Origin of the sequence: Pseudomonas sp. TH31, assembly GCF_016650815.1 — a bacterium.
Taxonomy (GTDB): domain Bacteria; phylum Pseudomonadota; class Gammaproteobacteria; order Pseudomonadales; family Pseudomonadaceae; genus Aquipseudomonas.
Genome location: NZ_JAEKEZ010000015.1, coordinates 211,428 through 231,173, shown reverse-complemented (window position 1 = coordinate 231,173; position 19,746 = coordinate 211,428). Strand labels below are relative to the sequence as shown.

Here is a 19,746-nt window from a genome sequence, read left to right as displayed (position 1 = left end):
GATTAACCAACGGTTATTGCAAGGAGTCATTATGACGCAACCTCTTTTTGGCGCGGGTCAGGACGACCACGAAGTGCTTCAGTATTTCTTCGCGCGGGGTGGTTCGATTCGTATGTTGGCGGATATCCAGCAAGCTGATATCGACAGGTTATATGCCTATGCGACGCAGCTATTCAGTTCTGACGACATTCCAGCGGCCCGCAATATTTACATCGTGCTGGTGCGCATCGACCACTGGAATTTTGATTGCTGGTTGGCGTTGGGGCTGTGTAATCAGCGGTTAGGGTTGCACGCCGAGGCCATCAGCAGTTTTGGTCGTGCGGGCATGATTACGGTGGGCGATCCCCGCTCGGCCTATTTGGCTGGCATCAGCCATAGCCTGCTGGGGCAGGTCGTGTGTGCCCGGAAGGCCTTTAATGCCGCTATCAAATGGTGTAACCAACAACCCGAACACGAGGCTATTCAACACAGTGCGGCGCTGATGCTGGCACGTTGTGCAGTGGTGCCATCAACATGAATATCACCTTAAACCTGCGCCCGCCGGAGTTGACGCCAACCGAGCCGCTGCTCGTGCCCGACCCTGTGGACGGGCAGGGCAAGGTACGCTTGGGGGCTAATGACACCGGCAGTGCGCCAAGCCCCTTCAGCGATATCCGCCAGCAGCATTTACCCGTTATTACCCCCCCAGCAGCCAAGTTCCAGGTGACTCAAGCTGAGGCCATGAAAGCCGCGGAGCGGATCTTTGCGCATGTCCCCGTCAAAGGCGAGCGCGCTAAGCCAATGACCTTGCAGGGGCTCGAAAGTATCCCGATGGGATCGATCATGTTGTTCGCGACCATGCTGTGCAGTGAGATGCTGGGCAATATTGTGCAGGCTAAGTCAAAATCCTTGACGATCATGTCGCAAGCGCAAGAACGAGTACGCCAGCAAGAAATGGACAGAGCCGTTGAACAACTGGATAAGGTCCAGAAGTCAGGGGCCTTTAGCGTGGTCTTCGACTGGATTATCGCCGCAGTTGAAATTGTCACAGGGGCGGCAAAAATCGTCGGTGGGGTGGTGACGGGTAATCCCATGATGATTGCCGGCGGAGCGATGGACTTCGCGGCGGGGATCTCCGGTGTGGTCAAGGCCGCAGCCAACACCATGGCCCTGATCGATCCGGGTAACGCTAAAACGTACAAAGCGATTGCCGATGTGGCCGGTCACGTCCAACTGGCTTTTGAAATAGCCGGGGCCGCGGTCGATATCACCAGCGCAGTGCGCAATATGTTGGTGACCAAGGTGATTCCTAAAGTAGCCGGTGCGGTGCTCAAGGAGGGGGCCGATCTGGCCCTGCTGGAAGGAATCAAGACCGGGAGCAAAACCGCAGTTAACAACGCGGCGGATGAGGTGGGCAAGAAAGTAGCGTCGCAGGTGGCCACTCAAATTATGCAGGGCCTGGGCAAGGGTGCGATGGAGGTGTCCACGCGTGCCGCTCAGGGGCTGGTCGAGAAGTTCGTGCAGAAAATCGGTGTGCAGCGGATGCTGGAGAAATTTTCTCAGGAGGGCATTGAGCAGCTGGTCAGCAAGGCGGTGAAGAAAGTCGGGCACGGCGCGATCGACAATGGTGTGGAAATGACGGTCAAGGAAGTCACCAAGGCGGTCACTAAAGAGATCAGCCGTGACGTTATGAAAGCAACGTTCAAGGCGTCAATGTATCCGGCCATTCATGCCACTCGGGAAGTTGTCGCCGGTGCGGGTCGCTTCTACTCCGGTGCTGTAGCCCATGACCGCGCCAGTGTGCAAAAAGAGATCAACCAGTTGATCCTTGATCGGCAGTGGCTGCAGTCAATTTTCGATTTTTACAAAGAAGAAAAAGAGACGGTTGTGAAACACATTAGTGAATTGTTCGACGGGCAGTCCCAAGTCCTTCAGGACGGCAGCCACTCAATCGCACAGACCGGTGCGGTACAGGTTCAAATTGCCTCGGCAATGGTTTGATATCAGGAGCATAAAATGACTACTACGATCACTACTCAACAGCCTGTTGTTACTTCGCTCGTGCAAGGTGACGCTCCCGACACCGGGGGTTCCACCCTGGGGAGGGCGCGAGCATAAGCATCAGCCAGATCACGATGCTAATGAGAAAGATGAACACCGACATGCGCGATACCCAGCGCGAATTCCACGATAGCATGCAAAAAACGGTGTTTGACAAACTCGTCACGGCGTTCGATACAAAGCAAAGCGCCATTGAATCCACCTACAAGTCTGCGATGGCTGGCGCAATCAGTCAGATGGTCTCTGGCGTTGTGAGCGTGGGGGGCGCCGCGATGGGGGGCAGGCGACGATGCTGGCCACCGGGGGGCGGGAAAAATCACGGACTCGATTGGTGGTGCTGTGGCCGCGAGTGGTAATCGTGAGGCACAACAAGCTCAATTATTGGGAGAGTTCCAGACCGGTGTCGCGGAAAAGCTTGCGAAAACGGTGGCTACGGCCTCTGAGCTTGCCGCCGAAGCCTCTCGACAATTACGCGATACAATCCGTGAATTGAACTCCCAATATGAACGCATGATGAATTCCGTGCAGATTGGAGGGCGGTGAGATGCCGGCGCTCCCGTCAATTGACCCCGTCACACGTTTTTTCAAATCTCAAGGGCTGCAGCCTGAGGTTGCCTATTTTGGAAAAAGTGATTTTGTTGTTGGATGGCGAGTGCGGTTGAGCAGCTTCGAAGTGGTGTATCGGTGTGAGAACACGATGTTGACGGTATGCAGTTTTATCGCCAACCAAGGAGATAACGGAGCGGGTGGAGCGGTTTCCCAGTTCATTGTTCTGGTTCATCAAATAGAGTGCAACATCAAGCAGCTCAATTCAGTACGTGGGTGTTTTGTCGAAAGTTTTGCCGACCCGGAAATTAGCCGGGACCGCAGGCGACTGGCGAGCATACTGCTGGCGAAAGGGGCGGCCTGGCAAAAGATCGATGGTGAGTCTTGGTTGGTTTATCCTCTCGGTTCAAAGGGTGCGCGGTCGTAATGGCATTAGATTCTGTACGAAATCCCTTGAAATGCTTGGATGTGTAAAATCGCCGCCATCAACGGCAGGAGCCCCTGATGGCAAAGCGATATGAACTCAGCGACTCATTTTGGGAAATGATCAAGGACCTTAGGCTCTGTACGAAAAGTATTGTCGCAAACACCCCATGGCACAGGCCAATGAGACCATTGCCGCAAATCCTTTTGCGAGCTTGTCGAAGCGGGCCACGATGTGGCGGTTCTCCTTCAGCCATCCGAACATCCGCTCGATGATGTTGAGCTGTCGGTATTTGGGGTGATCAAAGAGCCTAGGCAAACCCGGTCGAGGCTTGCGCTTCATGCTTCGCAACGGGATCACTGGCTGCATCCGATAACGGTCGCAGTAACGGCGCAAGGCTTCAGCGTCATAGCCCTTGTCGGCCAGCAGCCATCGACAGCGTTTGCGGGGACGGCCGCGCGGGCTTGGGATGTAAGCCTCGTCCTCGGGCAAGTTGTAATTCCGAAAGCCCTCTCTTTAAATTGCCTACGTAAATGCTCTGATGCTCCCACCGAGTATGGTCTGCCCATCGGGCGTAATCATCCAGAAGGACTTACAGAAAATCAGTGGAGAGAGTCAGCCAAACTACTTTCCGCAGACAAGTTATTTCAAGGAATGCGCCCATACAGGTGAAAATGAACTCAGCATCATTTTCATTGCCTCTGTCGCTACCACCGGCCGTAGCTGCCTAACGGTTTATCCGAGCAGGCATCCATTTATAAAGTGTCGAAGACCGTTCAGACCACCGGAGCCCCCGCTCAAAGCGAGATGACTTTAGTATGAAACCTATCGCCCCGCGCCCACTGCCCCCAGCAGTTCTTCAGCCCCAACCTGCGCCGCCTTCAGCCGCTGCGCAATCCAGGCCTGCGTCCCCTGAGGCTCCCACCTTATGGTCCGTTCTGCCTGGCAGCCGCAAACAGGTTTCGTGGGACGTCCCTCGGGGACATTCCCAACTGTCGCCGGCGTTGAAAGTTTGTCAGGAGTTGATGCAGCGCACGGCACATATGGCCAGATTAGGCCGCGGTTTACTGAGCGTAACCGCCTTTTTGACTCCCCCTTCAGGGTGGTCCAAAGAGGCAAAAAATGCAGAAGAGGAAGAAAAGAAAGATCTCATCGTCCTCCATTACCGCCTCGCGACCCTTGAGGCAGACAACTCAGACTTTAAAACGCTGATCAGGCAGGTAGCTCAGGACTTGAAGTGTGTCAGTGGAAGTGGCCAGCAGCCCACGCCCCGTGAAAGCCAAATTCTGATGGCGGAAATGGATAAGCACTACACGGAGGCCGGCAAACGTTACCTGGAGCTTCATGAGCTGACCTGGACCGTTCGTGAGCAACAGCAAACTAACCAGGTCTGGCTCTCCCTGGGGGAGTTTGTGGATGTATTTAATGCGCCTGAGCAATGGGCCAATTTGAAAGAACTTTACCACGAAGTAAAATCCGCCCTGACTCACCTGTCCCAGGAGCTGGACCAATCCGTTCATGATCGCAAGGCACCGTGGGAGGTGGATGAACGGAATCTGCCGGTAGTACCTGCACTCTATCGCACTGAAACGGTGATGCAGAAGCTGGTCTTGGCCTTGTATGCCCAGGGCAGCTTGGGGGTGACCTGCAATAACGGCGTCTATGCCAGCAGTTCATCCTTCGTGGACACTCGAGGCGCCCTGGCGCGCTATGAGCAAGCGGATAAGGCCCAGGATCAACACCAAGAGAGTGAATGGTCCGATCGGATGGAGAGGGCACGTAGGTTCCATAAAGCGCCCGAATCGGGCGCACAGGCATTGACCGGCGCTGTTGATGCTCACGCAACATGGACGGAGCAGGTACTGGCCCTTGCTTCACTGCCATTTGGGCTTACTACAACCACCCCGGCGGGTGTTGACGTCAAGCTTCCTGAAACTCAGCTAGAAATTATCGCTGAAGATGGCACTGTCTTTGCCGACACCGCATCAGTTGAAACGGTGAGAGAATACCCTGGTAAGGTGATGATGCCCCCCACGGACGTATCATCCTTCCCGCTCCCTGAGCCTGGGAACTCCGGAGCGCTGACCGATAAGGGCACCAGCAGCGTCTCTGGTATGAGTAGCGTGGAGTCGGCGGATGGGTTGATGGCGCGGATGGATGCCATTGTCAACAAACTAGTGACGCCTTGGGGCTCTGTCGGCGCGGATGATGTTGTTCCGCCCTTTCGGCAAAATATAACGATGGCGCCATCAATAAGTATAGATGATCAGCGGTCGGTAATTAGGGAAGTTGTTAAGCTGGCAAATAAATTAAAGAACATGTATCAGCCGATAATGGATCCTGCTGACTTTATTAAGAAATTTATTGATGTGGGCATAAAAAAATTCGAAGGCAGTACAAAAACATCAACCAATTTAAATTCGGAAAGCAAAATAAAAGTCACATTTGGTCATAACTCAAGACTATTGATGGCTGTCCCTGAGAACAGAGACAAGGTACTGGAATATTCGCTGATCGAAATTGTTTCTGGCGTATATTTGCACGAAGCCCGCAGAGTACTAGGTCCGGGCTATACTGATTACTTTCTGGAGCACTCCAAACTAATAAATGAACTAAAAAAAACCGACTTGCAAAAGCTGATGCAAGATACCCTGACAGAATACAAAAAAAGCCACGAAACTGGTAGCCAGCTAAAGCAGTATTATGCTGACATTATTAATTTGCGCTGCTTGGAGTATTTAAATCGCCCTCATGCGAAGCCTGAGCATATACAAGCAGTGGAGAAGTTTCAAAGTGGAGAATTACAGGCGCAAGAGGTTGAATTCCACGGCGCTAAACTTAATGGTGTATTTTTTATACCCTCAGGTGGCTCGTCCGGATTATTGTTCAGCGTGGATGATCCCAAACACTTCCACATAGGTAGTCATAGTCACACCTTCCGTGAAATGGGGAAGTCAAAAGCCGAGGTGGTGCCAATTTTTCCGGAATCCACTGAATTTAAAAACTGGGTGCTCGCAAAAATACCATACGTTTATAACTTAAAGCACGCCAATGAAACAGATGCATTTGAATATAAGTTAACGCCGCCAGGTGCGGGCATTGGATTTGGATGGCTCAATCAAGATAAGATAATCACGAGGCCCTTTTCTTTTAAGTCTATTGGTAGTCAAGGTGATCTACCCGATAAACTATTTGATGGTTTTATGGGTAGACTGGAGTCGGATATAGACACGCTGGTGTTTTCGCACGCCGAGAAAATAACAGAGCAAATGTTGAACGCGGTTAAAGGCGTATTGAATCTTCTCGTCAGCGGCTCCGCCATTGCTATCCCCGGGACAGGTACGATACTGGGTAGACTTTCCGTCGTTGGAACTTCGCTGCTCGCGGGTGGAGGTTCTGCTGGTGTAAGTGGACTACAGGCACATTTGTCCCAGCGGCTTGAGCGCACCGAATATCTCATGAATGAGGCGATTGTCGGGGGGCTTCTGACCGGACTGTTTGGTTTTCCTATTGGAACTGCGACAGGAAAGGCCGTATTGAAAGAAGTGTATTCATTAAAGAACATCAGGCAGGTGCTTGACCTCTATCGACATGTTAAAAATACTGTATTCCATCTACGGCCTAGGTTGGCCGGGATAATAGCCAGCGGAGGGGCGAAAGTACTACCCAATCCAACGATAGCGAAGGTCGTCGATCAGCCGGTCCCCAGCTTGATGGGTTCGCAAAATGCCCAATCAGGTGCTCCCAAGCCTATACAAGGCGCGACGAGGAAGGATGTTGTTGCGCACAAAATACGGCATCAGTCAAATTTGTGGCATCAGAAAAAAGTAAGGACCGATGGAAATGTTGGGCGGGGTAGTGGTAGTGGATTAATCCGGATGAATGCTGATAGCCGTCCGCCGGAGCAAGTTGAAAAAAGTTGGACGCTGATTGCTGGCGGAACAGCCGGTGAGGTTTATAATATGCACGATGGTAACGTCATGAAGGTTTATAAGGGGCTAATTACTCCTGATAAAAGCGGGGTAAAAGTGTATGCTTTAAACCAGGTAGACGGAATGAAGCGACTGTATGGTGATGAGGCTGCATCTTTAATAACTTATCCTGCTCTTGATAATCCGAGCAACTCATATGTATCCGTGAAGATGACGCTACTGCCAGGCCGAACGCTGGGTAGCATAAAAAAAGACAAGGATTTTCCGCTAGTAGAACATATTATGAACAAGTTGAGGCAATCCAATAATAATCCTGTCGATGAACTGACAGAAATGCTGGCTAAAAATGGAATAGTTCACGATGATATTAATATGGAAAATATTCTATATGACAATGGTAAGGATAAGTTTTTTGTGATTGATTTTGATAGGGCCAGACTTAAGGATAAAGGAGTAAGGGTGAATCTAGGGCAAGAAAATGACATGAGGAAGAAGTTTGCTCAGCAATTTTCGGCTCTGGGGAGAAGTTAGCGAACAGCGCGTAGTCACTGTAAAGATCAGGTGTTCACGTGGTTTTCGCCAGTTTCCAAGCCCGCCTCAGTGGTGTACCGCAGTACCAAGTCGGGACACCGCCACGTGTATGGGAGCAATAAGTTCTATTCCTGAAGGTCGGCAAAGGCGCCGCAGCGATCTACGGGCAATTCGTCCGGCAAGGCCGACGTCACGTGTACGTTGGTTGCGCTGCGACACTTTATCAGACAAACTCACTCCCCGGCATTCCTGCTAGTCTAATCTTGAATGTCTTCAAACGATGGGGTTTGGGGTTTGGGGAGCACCGGAACAGAAAGTGCACTTAAGCTCAGTCGTTGCTCAGCAAACTCCACGTTGCCGTCGTTACTGGCGTAGATTCGGCGGTTGTGCGGTGAGGGATCAAACACCGCACATCGAAAAAATAGGCATCCGAACAAGGCCTAATATTCGCAATTCGCCTCTGGAACTATTTTTCGGGCAACCAGCGCTGACTTAACGGCGTATCATCGCGCGCTCCAGAATTCAATGCTTGCAAGCGCGCCTCATAAGCAGTCCTGACCGACTCCGGGACACCTAGCACCGGGGGCTGCAATGAGACCAATGGTTGGACTCCTTTGTCCATCATTTCGCCTGCTACTTTGTCAATAAATCGCTGACGATCAAGGTGACGCAAACCAACTACTTCATCGATAAACCCACTGGCTTCAGCGTTACCTATATTCGGGTATCTATCTGCAATGCCGGCGCGGAGCATGGTGCGATTGTCGGTGGTAAAGTTATTTTCTCCATTGGCCACATAAGCTGGCATCAGTCCCGACAATGCTGCAGCCGAGGCCTTGATCGTGCCTAACTGTGGCGACACGATGACAGATGCCACCTCGGTCAAGGTTTGATTTTCCACCTCTGCTGCGACCCCGCGCAGGTTGCCCTTTTTTTCGTTAGTTTGTTGCTGAAAGTAGTCTCGGGCCGCCAAATAATCCTCTACTTGATTTTGCAATACCTGCTTATCGGGCGATTGAACGTTATCCAATCGCCAAGTTTGCATATGTGCCTGGATCTGTTTTGATGTCGCCCCCTCTAACAACATTTGCGACAACTCTTCTGCCTGTTTTCCGGGGTACTTGGTCATTTCCTCAAATATGCGGTCTACAGCGTGATCCTTATAGCTATGCTGAACATTGGTAGCCAGCTGAGCAACTGCCGCCCCGACAATAATCAAACCGTTATCACTATTGGAACCGCGACTTTGCAAACCTATTACTGTCTTGAAAGGTTGGTCGCTATAGACTTGATCGTAGTCATATACAGGCTCCAGGTGATCAAGAAGACTGCCTAGCATGGCTCCAGCACTACCCGGCTTATGAATATCCTGACCCAAGGCATAAACGTAGTAATCCGCCTCCAAGGAAGTGCGCGCGTCTTTGATGTCTTGTTCTGGCGAAGTGTAGTCCAGTCGTAATGCCGAACCGTACTCTTGTTTCGTTGGATAGATATCAAGTGAATCCACTTTGCGCAAAGCACTTTTAGCCAACGCAGGTGCAAACTTCAGATGGTTGCCATCCAATAACAGCGGATTGGTACTGCGGGTAAACCAAACCACATTTGCCCCAAGCTCCCCGGCGCGTTCAACTGCATCAATGCCTGCGTTTGGTCCATGTACCACCACTGTTTTCCCCGCGAACTGCTGGGGAGCAGCGTCAGTGACGCGCATAAACTCATCCAGGTCCAACACCTTGCCGCGCAAAGCCTCCTGCTCATGCAGCTTGATGTTGTCCAGTCGTTTTTCTGCTTGAGTGTGTGGCGTAGAGCTGTTCCAGATACTGGTATGAGGTCCGGCACCAGCCCCCAATACAACCTGCCGACTGTCCAGAGCCTGACCATTGTGCAAGCGGATTCGGAAGCAACCGTCATCCAGCCGCTTAATACTCGTTGCCAGCGCCTCCAGATGCTCTGCGCCCAACCCCACTGCTTGTGTCAACTGTTGTTGGTTACCCGCAGAAAATTCGCCACGATCAGCATAATCGGGGTCATATACTGGCACCTGCTGCCCCCATTGACTGACGAGTTCGGCTGGCTGATTGAGATAGCCTTGGCCGCGAACATTCGCCGACCAAGAGTCCTCCTTACCGACAATACTGACCTTTCCTGAAAATGGTGACGTTACTCCGTCTTCGGCAAAGCGACCATTAAGTTCATTAAGCAGATAGGCCACACTACTGCCTACTCCAATAAACGTCAGTTCGCGTACTCGATGCGGATCCAGCGGCGTATTGGTGTTGCTGATAGTCTGGCTGGTTGCGGCCTGGGTCTGTTCTGTAGTGCCAGAACCCGTCACAGTGGGTTGCATATGATGCAAGTTGTGCCCAATAAGCATTGTGGTGACCCTCTCTGAAAAATATCCCGGAAGCTCCCGGAGTCCAACATACGTTTGCGATACCTGCTCTTGTTTACGCTACTATAGAATTTCCCGGGTCAAATTTTCCTGTGCATTGGCCGCGACTCGTGGCGAGATGTATGAACACGCCATGCTTATTGTTTGCTGCATGAAAACATTGTGCAGCGTGGCAGGGTGATCCGGTGTCTGCACGTCCGCCTTGAAGTGAGGTACTGGTTCGCTGCATATTTGCAACCTCAAACTATTAGGATGTTTGATGTGCGTGACTCAGCTCCCTGGAAAGCACCGCTGGTGAGGCTGCTTCAGCCTAAACAACCCCCAATGGCCATGTCTTTCAAGAAACGCGCAAATATTGTCAAAACGGAAAACCTGGATTAGGCGCGCTGAAGGGAGGGAGTATAAGTGTGCATAGTTATATGTCCCGCTGACTAAAGCGCCGATAGGGTGTCGGAGCGGATCAGGTCAAGCCCTGAAGGATGCGACCTTTTTGCCGGAGGGGTCACTGATCGTCCTCTGGATTGCGCAGTGGCCGCAGCTCACCTCGGGGACCTCTTCCGGTACTGCGAAGGTGTACCGTCCTAACATATTGATGTGCTCGCAGATCAGCGGCGACAGCCGAGCCAGATCCTCGTCCAGCACTGGATAGCCGTGCTGCCTTAGCCGTTCTACGGCGACCGTCATGTAGAGGGTGTTCCAGCTGAATCGCGGCGAAGGCCGGTACCGCCTCGTCCGTGCCGTGTTCCATGGCAAACGCGGCGAGCTTCGCCAGCGCTACCGCGAAGGTCAGGAGGATCAACTCGGGGCTTTGGGCCTAGTGGTGAACATCTTTGTGCGCTGGGTCAGGGTGGCGCGGCGCTTGGACTCATCATCGATGTAGGTCAGCGTTTGCAGGGTTTTCTCGATCTGTCCGAACTCAGCCGAGGCTACCGCCATGGCGGCCGAGACCCTATAGCTGGCGCAGGAAGCGCACAGCATGTGAATCTTGGTCGTCAGGCTACCCCGGTTGCGTCCGAGCGAGTGGTCTTGCGGTTCTTCAGGCCCCCTTTTTTTCCGGCGCCTGACGAGGTTCGGGTTGCGCGCACAGCAGTGGAATCGATCATCCAGGTTTCCAGATCAATCAAGCCTTGCTCGTTCAATCGGATACGAAGTCGTTTGAGCATCTGCTCGAAAATTCCGCGATTGCGCTAGTCACGAAACCGTTGATCAAGGGCCGAAGCGCTCTGGCATGTCTCTCCAGGCCGCGCCTGAGCAGAGCAGCCAGAGCACGCCGTTGAGCATCAGGCGATCATCGGCACGCGGGCGTCCGCTGCGTCGGGTTTCAGTGAAGATATCTGCAATCAAATCCCAGGCTGCGTCGGGGAGTTCATACCGCTTTGCCATCGTGGCCTCCTGGCTTTAATGGCAGCGGATTCTACAGAAATAGATATTTCAAGGGATTCCGTACAAAGCCTAGCTAGCACCTCTCCGCCTTGATGCTGGCAGATTGGGTCTTGCCTCGCGGTTCGACCTACCGTGAATATCGGAGGCTACATTGTCCCCAGCGCTTCAGACCCAGCTGTTACGGGCTGGGTATTCGACTAAGGTTTTCCGACCTGTCGTAGCGGCCTGAACTTCCCGTCTTCCAGCTTGCGGCTCTGCCGCCAGACGTAATCGCCGGTCAGGTTTATGTGCTCTCTCAGCCCAACGGCGACAGGTATTGATACAGATCAGTATTTACCGGCTTCCCCTGCGCCACCTGATCCCCCTTGTAGGACATGGCGGTTACGAAAATTGGGGATTTCTGACGAAATTAGATCTGCCGGAGTGGCCAAAGTGCACCAGTAAGCCAGTACGGTCAGGAACCTTTCCACGCCGCCGCCCACCAATAATCAACCTTTTTTACCATTTCTGTTATTGACAAGGAATTTAACCATGATACCGCCACAGCTGAGAATCCAGTTGTACCGATGACTGATGTCGCGCTGGGCCTCTTGGGTCGTTCGGTAGCCCGTGGTCGGTATCCATTCGGTTTTCAAATTCCGGAATACACGTTCCATCGGCGCATTGACGCCCCTATGTCAACAAGATCGAGCCAAGTCGGCTAGATCCGCGAGGATCAAAGGGTATAGCTCCCTGACGATATAGCGCTTTAAACAGCGCTGAATTTCTTTGGAAGACAAACCTTGCGCACCACGCCGGGCGACATAGCTTTGGGTTTTGGGATCACTGCGCATGCGTACCATCGCAATGGTCCATAGGGCGTTGTTCGCAGGCCGATTCCCACCTCGGTTTAAACGATGTCGCACCGTTTTACCCGAGGATGCGGGTCAAGGACTGACCCCACAGAGGGCGGCGAGAGCTGTTTCACTTTTTAAGCGCTCCGGGTTGTCGCCTGCTATCGAAAGCAGCACGGCCGCCGTTTGAGGGCCAACGCCGAATTGTTCGCGTAAACGGCGAGCATGTTGGCGAGTCAGGTTGTCCAGAATTGCGTCAAGCTTATCAAATTCATCGGCGCGCTCAACCGGTCGGCGCAACAAGACGTTGCAACGTAAGCCTCCAACCCAGCCACCTTTACTCGGCGACCGTTGCTCTCAACGGCAGTAACTCATCCAGCCGGCTATTGGGCCGGGTTGGCAGCTTTTCCAGCGTATCTTTCAGCCATGCACTCGGCTCGATACCGTTCAACTTGGCCGTCGCCAGCAAACTCTGAATCGCCGCCGCTCGGCGTCCGGCGCGCTCTGAGCCGGTAAACAACCAGTTTTTGCGTTTATGCCAAGCTTGGCATAAAAGTAATTATCCGCAGTCGGAAATTATGTCGGGTATGCGGCGGCGGTGGCAGTACGCCTGGCTGCACACCGCTGCCGACGTTGCATAATTTCAGAGACTTTCCAGAAACTTCAGCAGGGCGTCAGTCGGACGATAACGCGTGCGCTTGATTTCGGGTGGGCCGATGGTGGCAAGCGCATGTTCCTTCATGGCCAGATCGGCTTCGACATAACCGTGAGTGGTGACCGGGCTTTCGTGGCCCAACCATAGAGTGATGACGGTGATATCCACCCCGGCCTGCAAAAGGTGCATGGCTGTCGAATGACGCAACGTGTGTGGTGATACCTTGCGTTGCTGCAACTGGGGGCACGTCTTTATCGCCGCAGTGACAGCCAAGGAAATCCGCTCAGTCAAACTCGAGAGCGTCATCGGCAGTCCGCGTCGGCTGGGTACGAGGGGCTGCTCCGCCCGTAAACCAACGTACTGCATCCAGTGGCGAATCTCGACGGCCGTTTCCTTCCACAGCGGCACGGTTCGCTGCTTACACCCTTTGCCGTGCAGGCACACCGAGGGCGTGGCTTCCAGCGTCACATCAGCCACGCGGATGCCGATCAACTCGGAGACTCGGGCCCGCGTGTTGTAAAGTAGCGCGATCAGGATATGATCGCGCCGGCCACACCATGTATTGGCATCGGGCGCAGCGAGTAGTGCCTGAACCTCGTCGTGGGAGAGGAACCCGAGCAGTGGTTTGTCGAAGCGCATCATCGGGATGGCCAAGATTTTCTGGGCCAGCTGCAGAGCTGGCGGCCATTGCAAGGCCACGTAATCTTCGTCTTGGACTGCTGCGACCGCGAAGCCATCGGCTGGGTGGCCAGCCCTACAGGTTATAGCGGTGACGATATCCGCGACCTGATGCTGGAGGCGGTTGAAAAGCGCTTCGGTGAGCAACTCCCCGCCACACCGGTGCAATGGCTCAGCGATAATGGCTCGGCCTACATCGCTGAGCAGACGCGACTGTTTGCCCGACAGATCGGCTTGCAGCCAGTGACCACACCTGTGCGCAGCCCGCAGAGTAATGGTATGGCTGAAAGCTTCGCTAATACGATCAAACGCGACTACGTCGCGCACATGCCTAAACCTGACCGGGAAACGGCACTACGTAACCTGGCGATTGCCTTCGAGTACTACAACGAGGAGCATCCGCACAGCGCGCTGAAATACCTCTCCCCATGGAAGTTTAGGCGCTTGGCAGCGGCATCAATTTAACGGGGTATAGGTGTCCGGTTTAAAAGGGGCCAATCCACACTGGTTGAAAATCTATGGTCACCCCATTTTTTGCAATACTGATTAACGGATGAAGTGGTTGGCTTGCTTAAATCTATCCGGCGTCCAATTGGGGCTTGCCCCGCGCCACGATGAGAGTCGCGCCTGGCGATCCATAAAACTGACGCGGCTTCAAAAGCCGATTCTCGTGTCAGGATCTTCGTCAGACCGGTTGGCCGTTCACGTCATCTGTTGTTCAGCTATCGCAAGTGGGTCAGTTTTCGGTCAGCGCCAACACGACTGTGTCCATGCAGGGGAATGAGGCACTGTATTTTTCACAACATGAGAGACACGAAAAATCATCGCCGCCCTGACCAACATAGCAACATGACCACTGCTCCACATACCACTAGCGTCTCGCCCAGGTTCTGGCTTGAGGCTGCCAACATCAGGCCAGTGCCGATCATCAGGTAGTAGAACAATCCAAACAACGCGCCAGCCGTACCTAAGCAATCGCCATAGTTCGTCAGCGCTGCGCCCAGGATGTTCGGGATGGCCATACCAAACGCCAGCACCACCAGCAGCATCGGCAGGACGAACCAGCCGCGGCCTTGTAACAGCCACACACTGACGCCACCGACCAACATCACTACTGCCGCCAGGGCCACCAACTCTTTGCCACCAAGACCTCGCTTCAGCAGCCCCTTGTTCAACCAAGCGCCGAGGCCGGAGCCCAGCGCTAGAATTACACCGCTGTAACCGAACAGTTCCGCGCCTAGACCTAATCGCTGAAAGAGGAATGGCCCAAGGCTGTAGTAGCTGAACAGTGCCACATTGAACATCGCCACCAACAAAGCTGCGCGCCAGATCGAAACATCCTGCAGCATTCGCCGCAATGTATCGAACAGCGGTGGTACCGTGATGTTCTGAGGTCGGGTTTCCGGCAAAATCAATGCGCTCCAGAGCAGTAACGTCAGCGACAGGATCAGCAAGCCGGCCAACACACCCCGATAACCAAAGCCCTGGACTAGGCTGCCTCCGAAGAACAACCCGATGGCCGGGCTGGCCGCGAGGGCGATACCTACGACCGAAAACACCTGTGCTAACTCCAGCCCTTGGTAGCGATCACGCAGAAGGGTCTGGGTCACCACCGACCCGACCGCCGCCCCAAACGCTGCCAGTGCCTGGGTCATTAACAGACCGCGCATGCTGCTGACGCTCAACGCAAAACCCGATGCCAGAACATAGAGTGTCAGTCCGGCCAGTATCGATGGACGTCGGCCAATGCGATCACAGACCCTCCCCCACACCACGACACCACAGGCGAACGCTAAAAAATATACCGACATTGTTTGTGCGGCCATTTGCGGGCTGACGGCAAACACGTGACCGATATCGGATAGCGCCGGGCTATAAAGGGTTTGGGCCATCTGTGGAAACATCAGCAAGGCGACTGCCAGCATCAACAGTTTGTTTGAATTCATCACGGCGTTACTCAATGGGCGAGAACTCCGGGAGCTTAAAGAACATTATCTGGCGTATTATCCAAGCCACGCCAATAAACATCTGAAATGGGACAACCTATGGCATGGCTTGATGCCCACGTTCAGTTTGACCCGGATAGTTACGCGGCACAGGTGATCGGCATCGCCGCCACCCTGGGTGACCACGACTCCGGGCAACACCAGCATGAACGCGGCCAGCTGTTGTACACGCGGCAAGGGTGCACACGTATCACCCTGGCCAACCAGTTATGCCTGTTGCCTCCGTCTCGCGCGGCTTGGATTCCACCCAACGTCATGCATCGTGCAGTGATGCGCCACAACGTGGATTACCGCTCAATCTACCTGTCGCCGCACCTGTCCAGCGAATTGCCAAAACAAGTCAGAGTGATAGTAGTCAGCCCGCTGTTACGAGCGATACTGGAACCCATGGCTCTGGCCGAATTCGACGCTGACTGGAGCCAGGGCAAATACACTCATCTTTTAGGGCTGTGCCTGATTGAAGTGTGTGAAGCGGCGCAACAACCCATGTTGCTGCCATTGCCTCACGACAAGCGCTTGGCTGCATTGAGCTCCCTGCCCGAACAATTGCCACCAGAGTTACAGGTGCTGGTGACCCAAGTCGCCGCCAGCAGCAAAACTATAGGGAGGATTTTCCGGCGTGAAACCGGCATGAGTTATCAACAATGGCGTCAGCAGTGGCGCTTGATGCGGGCCATTGAGCTACTCGCCACTGGCCGTAGCATCGCCTATAGCGCATTCGAATTGGGTTTTTCAAGCGACAGCGTATTCATTGCATTCTTCAAAAACATGACCGGTACGACGCCTGGGGCCTACTTCAATTGAATGCGGCTGACCGATGACAGAAGCGACTATTCGCGGGGAGGAGTGGTCGTAAAGGACTACCGGCGTGCATCGCAACTGCGCAAATGGGGCTGGGAGAAGATCATGAGCGGCCGATGTGAAGCATTTCCACCGACCGAAGTCCTCCTGCAAGCTTGTCACTCGGGCAATGTGGGCGACTTCCTTCTACTGTCCGATGTTCTTCCGCTCAGGCTTCTGAAAGGGATACAGGTGCTGGCGCAGAATGCCGCCAGGCAATCGTTTGCCAGACTTAATGTATAGTCAGCCCGGTTCGAAAAACCCTGTAAGTCTAGGCTCAACGAGTTTCTCGAACCAGGCTGACCATCTCATTCCAGATAGACTCGTGGTTCATTTGAGCATCCATTCTCGCCCTGAACTCCGGGCACACTGTCGGTGATGTCTCCTCACCATACTTGGTTGGGTACCGGGACAGAGTACTCCCGATTCAATGTGTTCGGGATATCCAACCGTTCAACCGTCGCTCGTTTATAGGCATGAGAACCTGATTGTTTGCTGATGAGGTCAAGCTCACGCATCAAGCTGCGCACTTTGAACCGACCGAGTTGCTCACCATCGTCACGCATCAACGATAGAACGCTACGGCTGCAGGCAGAACTGCGGCTTTGCGAAAACAATTCACTCACCCGGCTGCGCAACCGAAGCCGTTCAAAATCAGGAGTCTGGCGCCTGAGACGGTGGACGTAGTAACTTGAACGGTTGATTTCAAACACCTTGCATAATCAATCAACCGGCTCATGGACGTTACAGCTATGCTCCCTGTTCAGCCTCTGTTTGCCGAAAACTCCGACCTACGCAGGATGCCAGACAGCCCTTGACTGATGATTGCGTATTTCGCTCATCGTGACTGGTTGTCACGATATACCGAAGCGGGGGGCATGAAGCTTTCTTGAAATCACTGCATACCGTATAAATACCTCAAGACGCAGTTTTCTATTTCATACTGCGCAATAGCAAGCAGCCATGCCAACATGGGCCCCATCATTAAAGGGGGCCTCGGCACATGATCAGGCACGTCCCCACACTCTCCCTGCTCGCGCTCGTCGCCAGTTGCACAACCCAAACGGCGCCGGCGCCTAAGCCTGTATCCGACAGCAGCCGTAACCCGGACATGCTTGCGCCGGATCTATACCCAGGCGGCGCCGTTGCGGAGAAAGAACCGGTCGTTCGCTATGGGCGTACACCCTTGGTCAGCACCTTGCCTGACTCCGGCCAGAGCCGCCTAGGGCTGCTGTCCATAGTGCTTCTTGGTCACCTTGTGCTGCGCAGCGACCTGCGCAAAGACAACATGGAGGAAATCGGCGCCCGTACCGACATGCTCTCGTTGGACGACATTATTGGAGCGCAGCGTGAGTACATCGAATGGCTGCTACGTACCTGCACTGGAAATGAAGATGCCTGCGCGTCGATCCTGACGGACGACGCCATGGACCTGCTCGCGAGCAAGCTGCGGACGCCGCTGCAAGTACAGCTGCACCTAACGTTGGCTTAGAACCGGTGAGCGCCCCGTCTCAGTCTATGTCGTCGAGTCGGCACTATCACGTCACATCGACGACCTGGAACCTACGTTGACGCGCAATGGCTATCGCATGAAAGACCTCGTGGAACAGTTCAACGCCAAAGCACACGAATTCAAGGTGTTGTTCAACAACACGCTGGACCCCGAGCGGGCGAGCGAGTTACGCGACAAGATGCTCGCGGCCGGCATTCCTCTGTGATCCTCAACCGCCCTCGATCATTTGCAGATAGCGTGAGCCCGTCGCAATGAAATGCGAGCCCGCGCCGTCGAATGCAAGCTCATTTGCAATTAATGTGAGCCAGAAATACGGTGTAATTCTGTTCCAGTGTCACAGGGGCTGATTCCATAAGAGTTTCAGAGGGGTACTGTTTCAGTCTGTACCAATTTTGTACCAATCCAGCTGTTTTCGAGCTTCCGAGTTCACCCCAGTCGGTGCTGGCGTTTATCCATCGGGCGTAGGTCGATAGCAGCCTCTGAACGCTATGATCGAGCTGAGTGGCAATAAATGCAGGGTTCATACCCGCCATGAGGCACATGGTAGCGTATGTGTGTCGGCAGTTGTATTGCCGACGGGCGCGAAGCTTCAAATGGGTGAAGGAGAAACAGCCTTTCGATGCCAAGCGCTGTTTCGCCTGACGGGCGAGTTAAGGTGATGACCGCCCAGCCAAAAGGGGGCTGGTGTGAGGGCCGGCTGTCACCGCCTGAGTGTCAAGGTTTCTCTGGGGCAGTTGACTGCCAGGGCGGTACAGGTTTTCTCACTACCGCTTGATCCACATGGATGTCAGGCACGATTCGGTCGTAGCCAATGAAGAGGAAACGGGTTCTACAGGTTCAACCGATCAGGTTGAGTTAAAGGGCAACCCCTGCAGTTGAACACTGCTGGCGCGGTGGCTTTTAACCTTGACTTAAGACCGGCGAATGGGCTTCAAACCTTTTCGGTCCGTCCAGCACGTCGATTTGGCAAAACATCGCAGCGGCGGGGACGACCGCGGGGACCGGAACTCTGGGCCCCGCGGTGGCAGATCAGCTAGCCAACACTGATAATCGGCCCGTCAGTTGCATCCGTAGTTGAGGTAGATTTGAAGGTGAGCAAGACATCGCTCACGGTAAAGGTTTCATTGTTGCGCCCGTTGTTCGCCATGGTGGCCCACCGGATTCGAGAGTATCCAGAAGTGGCGGCGGTACCTGTGCCCTCGCTCTGGTTAAGAATCTGTCCACAAGTGAATACCATGGACTCTTTCCCATCTGCCAGATTGTCGTTCCACCACCGCACATTCGCGATCGTGTTGCGGTCCTTTACGTCATTGAGTTGGATAGTGAACGTCGCCGATTTGAGGTCAAGGCCCGATTTGTTGTGCAAAACTGGAGCGAGTTTTGGGGATAGGTCCGTGAGGAGGGGGTAAAATTCCTGCTGGTTCAGGCTGAGCGTCACTGGGCTGGGCAGATCCAAGGTGATCCGGATACCACTCTGGTTGAAGAGGAGGTAGGTTTGAACTTGCCCTAGGTTGGCGTTCGAGACTTTTTCCTTGAGTGCTTCAGACATTTTAATTTCCTTTTTTTATATGCGCTGAAATTCTAGAAAAGAATTTCTCCCTGTTGCGCGATCCCAACCTTGGAAACGCGCTTGGCAATTCTTGATGGGCGGATTCACTCTGTCAATGTTTGAAGGCCTAATTCGTCAATTTTTTATTTATTACTAAAAGGAGGATGATTTGAATGGCGCTTTCTTGGATTCTAAGTTTCTGAACTGAAAGCTAAAAATGAAGAAGTTCTGGTCTTCGCCAATGGTGATAGTTACCTATAAATACAAAAAACGAGGATATGGCTTCGCATGAAGATTAGAAGTAAAACTCTATGGCATCAACGGTAGCGTATTTACCTTCACATTGGAGCCACGGGCAGAAAACGAAGGCCTCAGGCCTGTCCGCTGCCGGCCAAGCCAGGCCGGTCAGCAAGGGTAGATTTCA

At 53.5% G+C, this 19,746-nt stretch carries 14 protein-coding genes and 8 pseudogenes; 11 read left to right on the top strand and 11 right to left on the bottom strand.

The genetic code is table 11. From position 1 onward, the window contains the following. Positions 1-31: 31 nt before the first annotated feature. The 5 genes from JFV26_RS13500 to JFV26_RS13480 all read left to right on the top strand — a co-directional run bounded on the left by JFV26_RS13500 (position 32) and on the right by JFV26_RS13480 (position 3,013). Entirely contained in the window at positions 32-517 is a 486-nt protein-coding gene (locus tag JFV26_RS13500) for a SycD/LcrH family type III secretion system chaperone (protein WP_201193054.1), read from the top strand. Next, positions 514-1,980 (top strand): type III secretion system translocon subunit SctE, encoded by a 1,467-nt coding sequence (gene sctE, locus JFV26_RS13495; protein WP_201193052.1) that lies wholly within the window; start codon positions 514-516, stop codon positions 1,978-1,980. The genes JFV26_RS13500 and sctE overlap by 4 nt, the downstream gene beginning before the upstream one ends. Before the next feature lie 149 nt (positions 1,981-2,129). Then, positions 2,130-2,396 carry a hypothetical protein gene (locus JFV26_RS13490; RefSeq protein WP_201193050.1) on the top strand — a complete coding sequence of 89 codons (267 nt, stop codon included), beginning with the start codon at positions 2,130-2,132 and terminating at the stop codon, positions 2,394-2,396. Continuing rightward, positions 2,380-2,583, top strand: a complete 204-nt coding sequence (locus JFV26_RS34850; protein ID WP_446739921.1) for a hypothetical protein — start codon at positions 2,380-2,382, stop codon at positions 2,581-2,583. Before JFV26_RS13490 ends, JFV26_RS34850 begins: the two co-directional genes overlap by 17 nt. Position 2,584: 1 nt before the next feature. Then, positions 2,585-3,013, top strand: a complete 429-nt coding sequence (locus tag JFV26_RS13480) for a hypothetical protein (protein WP_201193048.1) — start codon at positions 2,585-2,587, stop codon at positions 3,011-3,013. Between the two features lie 129 nt (positions 3,014-3,142). Here JFV26_RS13480 and JFV26_RS13475 read toward each other — a convergent pair. Further along, a pseudogene (locus tag JFV26_RS13475) lies at positions 3,143-3,481 on the bottom strand (transposase); the annotation flags it as partial. Positions 3,482-4,035: 554 nt separating this feature from the next. On the opposite strand from JFV26_RS13475, the gene JFV26_RS13470 reads away from it, so the two are divergent. Beyond that, positions 4,036-7,473, top strand: coding sequence for a lipopolysaccharide kinase InaA family protein (locus JFV26_RS13470; RefSeq protein ID WP_201193046.1), 3,438 nt, complete (start codon positions 4,036-4,038; stop codon positions 7,471-7,473). A 466-nt stretch (positions 7,474-7,939) separates the two neighbouring features. On the opposite strand, the gene JFV26_RS13465 is transcribed toward JFV26_RS13470, so the two are convergent. Both JFV26_RS13465 and JFV26_RS13460 read right to left on the bottom strand, forming a co-directional pair. Continuing rightward, positions 7,940-9,847 (bottom strand): restriction endonuclease, encoded by a 1,908-nt coding sequence (locus JFV26_RS13465; RefSeq protein WP_201193044.1) that lies wholly within the window; start codon positions 9,845-9,847, stop codon positions 7,940-7,942. Positions 9,848-10,330: 483 nt separating this feature from the next. Beyond that, entirely contained in the window at positions 10,331-10,549 is a 219-nt protein-coding gene (locus JFV26_RS13460; RefSeq protein ID WP_201193042.1) for a Tn3 family transposase, read from the bottom strand. 7 nt (positions 10,550-10,556) lie between these two features. Here JFV26_RS13460 and JFV26_RS13455 point away from each other — a divergent pair. Further along, positions 10,557-10,706 (top strand): annotated as a pseudogene (locus JFV26_RS13455) (Tn3 family transposase); the annotation flags it as partial. Here the strand turns inward: JFV26_RS13455 and JFV26_RS13450 are convergent. The 5 genes and pseudogenes from JFV26_RS13450 to JFV26_RS13425 all read right to left on the bottom strand — a co-directional run bounded on the left by JFV26_RS13450 (position 10,661) and on the right by JFV26_RS13425 (position 13,375). Further along, positions 10,661-10,843, bottom strand: a complete 183-nt coding sequence (locus JFV26_RS13450) for a Tn3 family transposase (RefSeq protein WP_201193161.1) — start codon at positions 10,841-10,843, stop codon at positions 10,661-10,663. The pseudogene JFV26_RS13455 and the gene JFV26_RS13450 sit on opposite strands and share 46 nt — an antisense overlap. Continuing rightward, positions 10,835-11,248 (bottom strand): annotated as a pseudogene (locus JFV26_RS13445) (IS5 family transposase); the annotation flags it as partial. The gene JFV26_RS13450 and the pseudogene JFV26_RS13445, both read right to left, overlap by 9 nt. A gap of 677 nt (positions 11,249-11,925) precedes the next feature. Next, positions 11,926-12,381 (bottom strand): annotated as a pseudogene (locus JFV26_RS34845) (transposase). 37 nt (positions 12,382-12,418) lie between these two features. Continuing rightward, positions 12,419-12,613: pseudogene (locus JFV26_RS13430) on the bottom strand (transposase domain-containing protein); the annotation flags it as partial. Between the two features lie 111 nt (positions 12,614-12,724). Next, positions 12,725-13,375 carry a tyrosine-type recombinase/integrase gene (locus JFV26_RS13425; RefSeq protein WP_242487820.1) on the bottom strand — a complete coding sequence of 217 codons (651 nt, stop codon included), beginning with the start codon at positions 13,373-13,375 and terminating at the stop codon, positions 12,725-12,727. Between the two features lie 6 nt (positions 13,376-13,381). Here JFV26_RS13425 and JFV26_RS13420 point away from each other — a divergent pair. Then, positions 13,382-13,879: pseudogene (locus tag JFV26_RS13420) on the top strand (integrase core domain-containing protein); the annotation flags it as partial. Positions 13,880-14,235: 356 nt separating this feature from the next. Here JFV26_RS13420 and JFV26_RS13415 read toward each other — a convergent pair. Further along, a complete protein-coding gene (locus JFV26_RS13415; protein ID WP_201193034.1) occupies positions 14,236-15,360 on the bottom strand; it encodes an MFS transporter in 1,125 nt (374 codons plus the stop codon). Between the two features lie 99 nt (positions 15,361-15,459). Between JFV26_RS13415 and JFV26_RS13410 the strand changes: the two genes are divergently transcribed. After that, positions 15,460-16,224, top strand: a complete 765-nt coding sequence (locus tag JFV26_RS13410) for an AraC family transcriptional regulator (protein WP_201193032.1) — start codon at positions 15,460-15,462, stop codon at positions 16,222-16,224. Positions 16,225-16,649: 425 nt separating this feature from the next. On the opposite strand, the pseudogene JFV26_RS13405 reads toward JFV26_RS13410, so the two are convergent. Next, a pseudogene (locus JFV26_RS13405) lies at positions 16,650-16,982 on the bottom strand (IS3 family transposase); the annotation flags it as partial. Positions 16,983-17,263: 281 nt separating this feature from the next. On the opposite strand from JFV26_RS13405, the pseudogene JFV26_RS13400 reads away from it, so the two are divergent. Continuing rightward, positions 17,264-17,485, top strand: a pseudogene (locus JFV26_RS13400) (TcpQ domain-containing protein); the annotation flags it as partial. 364 nt (positions 17,486-17,849) lie between these two features. Beyond that, positions 17,850-17,978, top strand: coding sequence for a hypothetical protein (locus JFV26_RS34145; protein ID WP_274610343.1), 129 nt, complete (start codon positions 17,850-17,852; stop codon positions 17,976-17,978). 828 nt (positions 17,979-18,806) lie between these two features. Here JFV26_RS34145 and JFV26_RS13390 read toward each other — a convergent pair. Continuing rightward, the gene (locus tag JFV26_RS13390; RefSeq protein ID WP_201193030.1) at positions 18,807-19,322 is read right to left on the bottom strand and encodes a hypothetical protein; all 516 of its coding nucleotides are present in this window, start codon (positions 19,320-19,322) and stop codon (positions 18,807-18,809) included. Positions 19,323-19,746 lie beyond the last annotated feature (424 nt).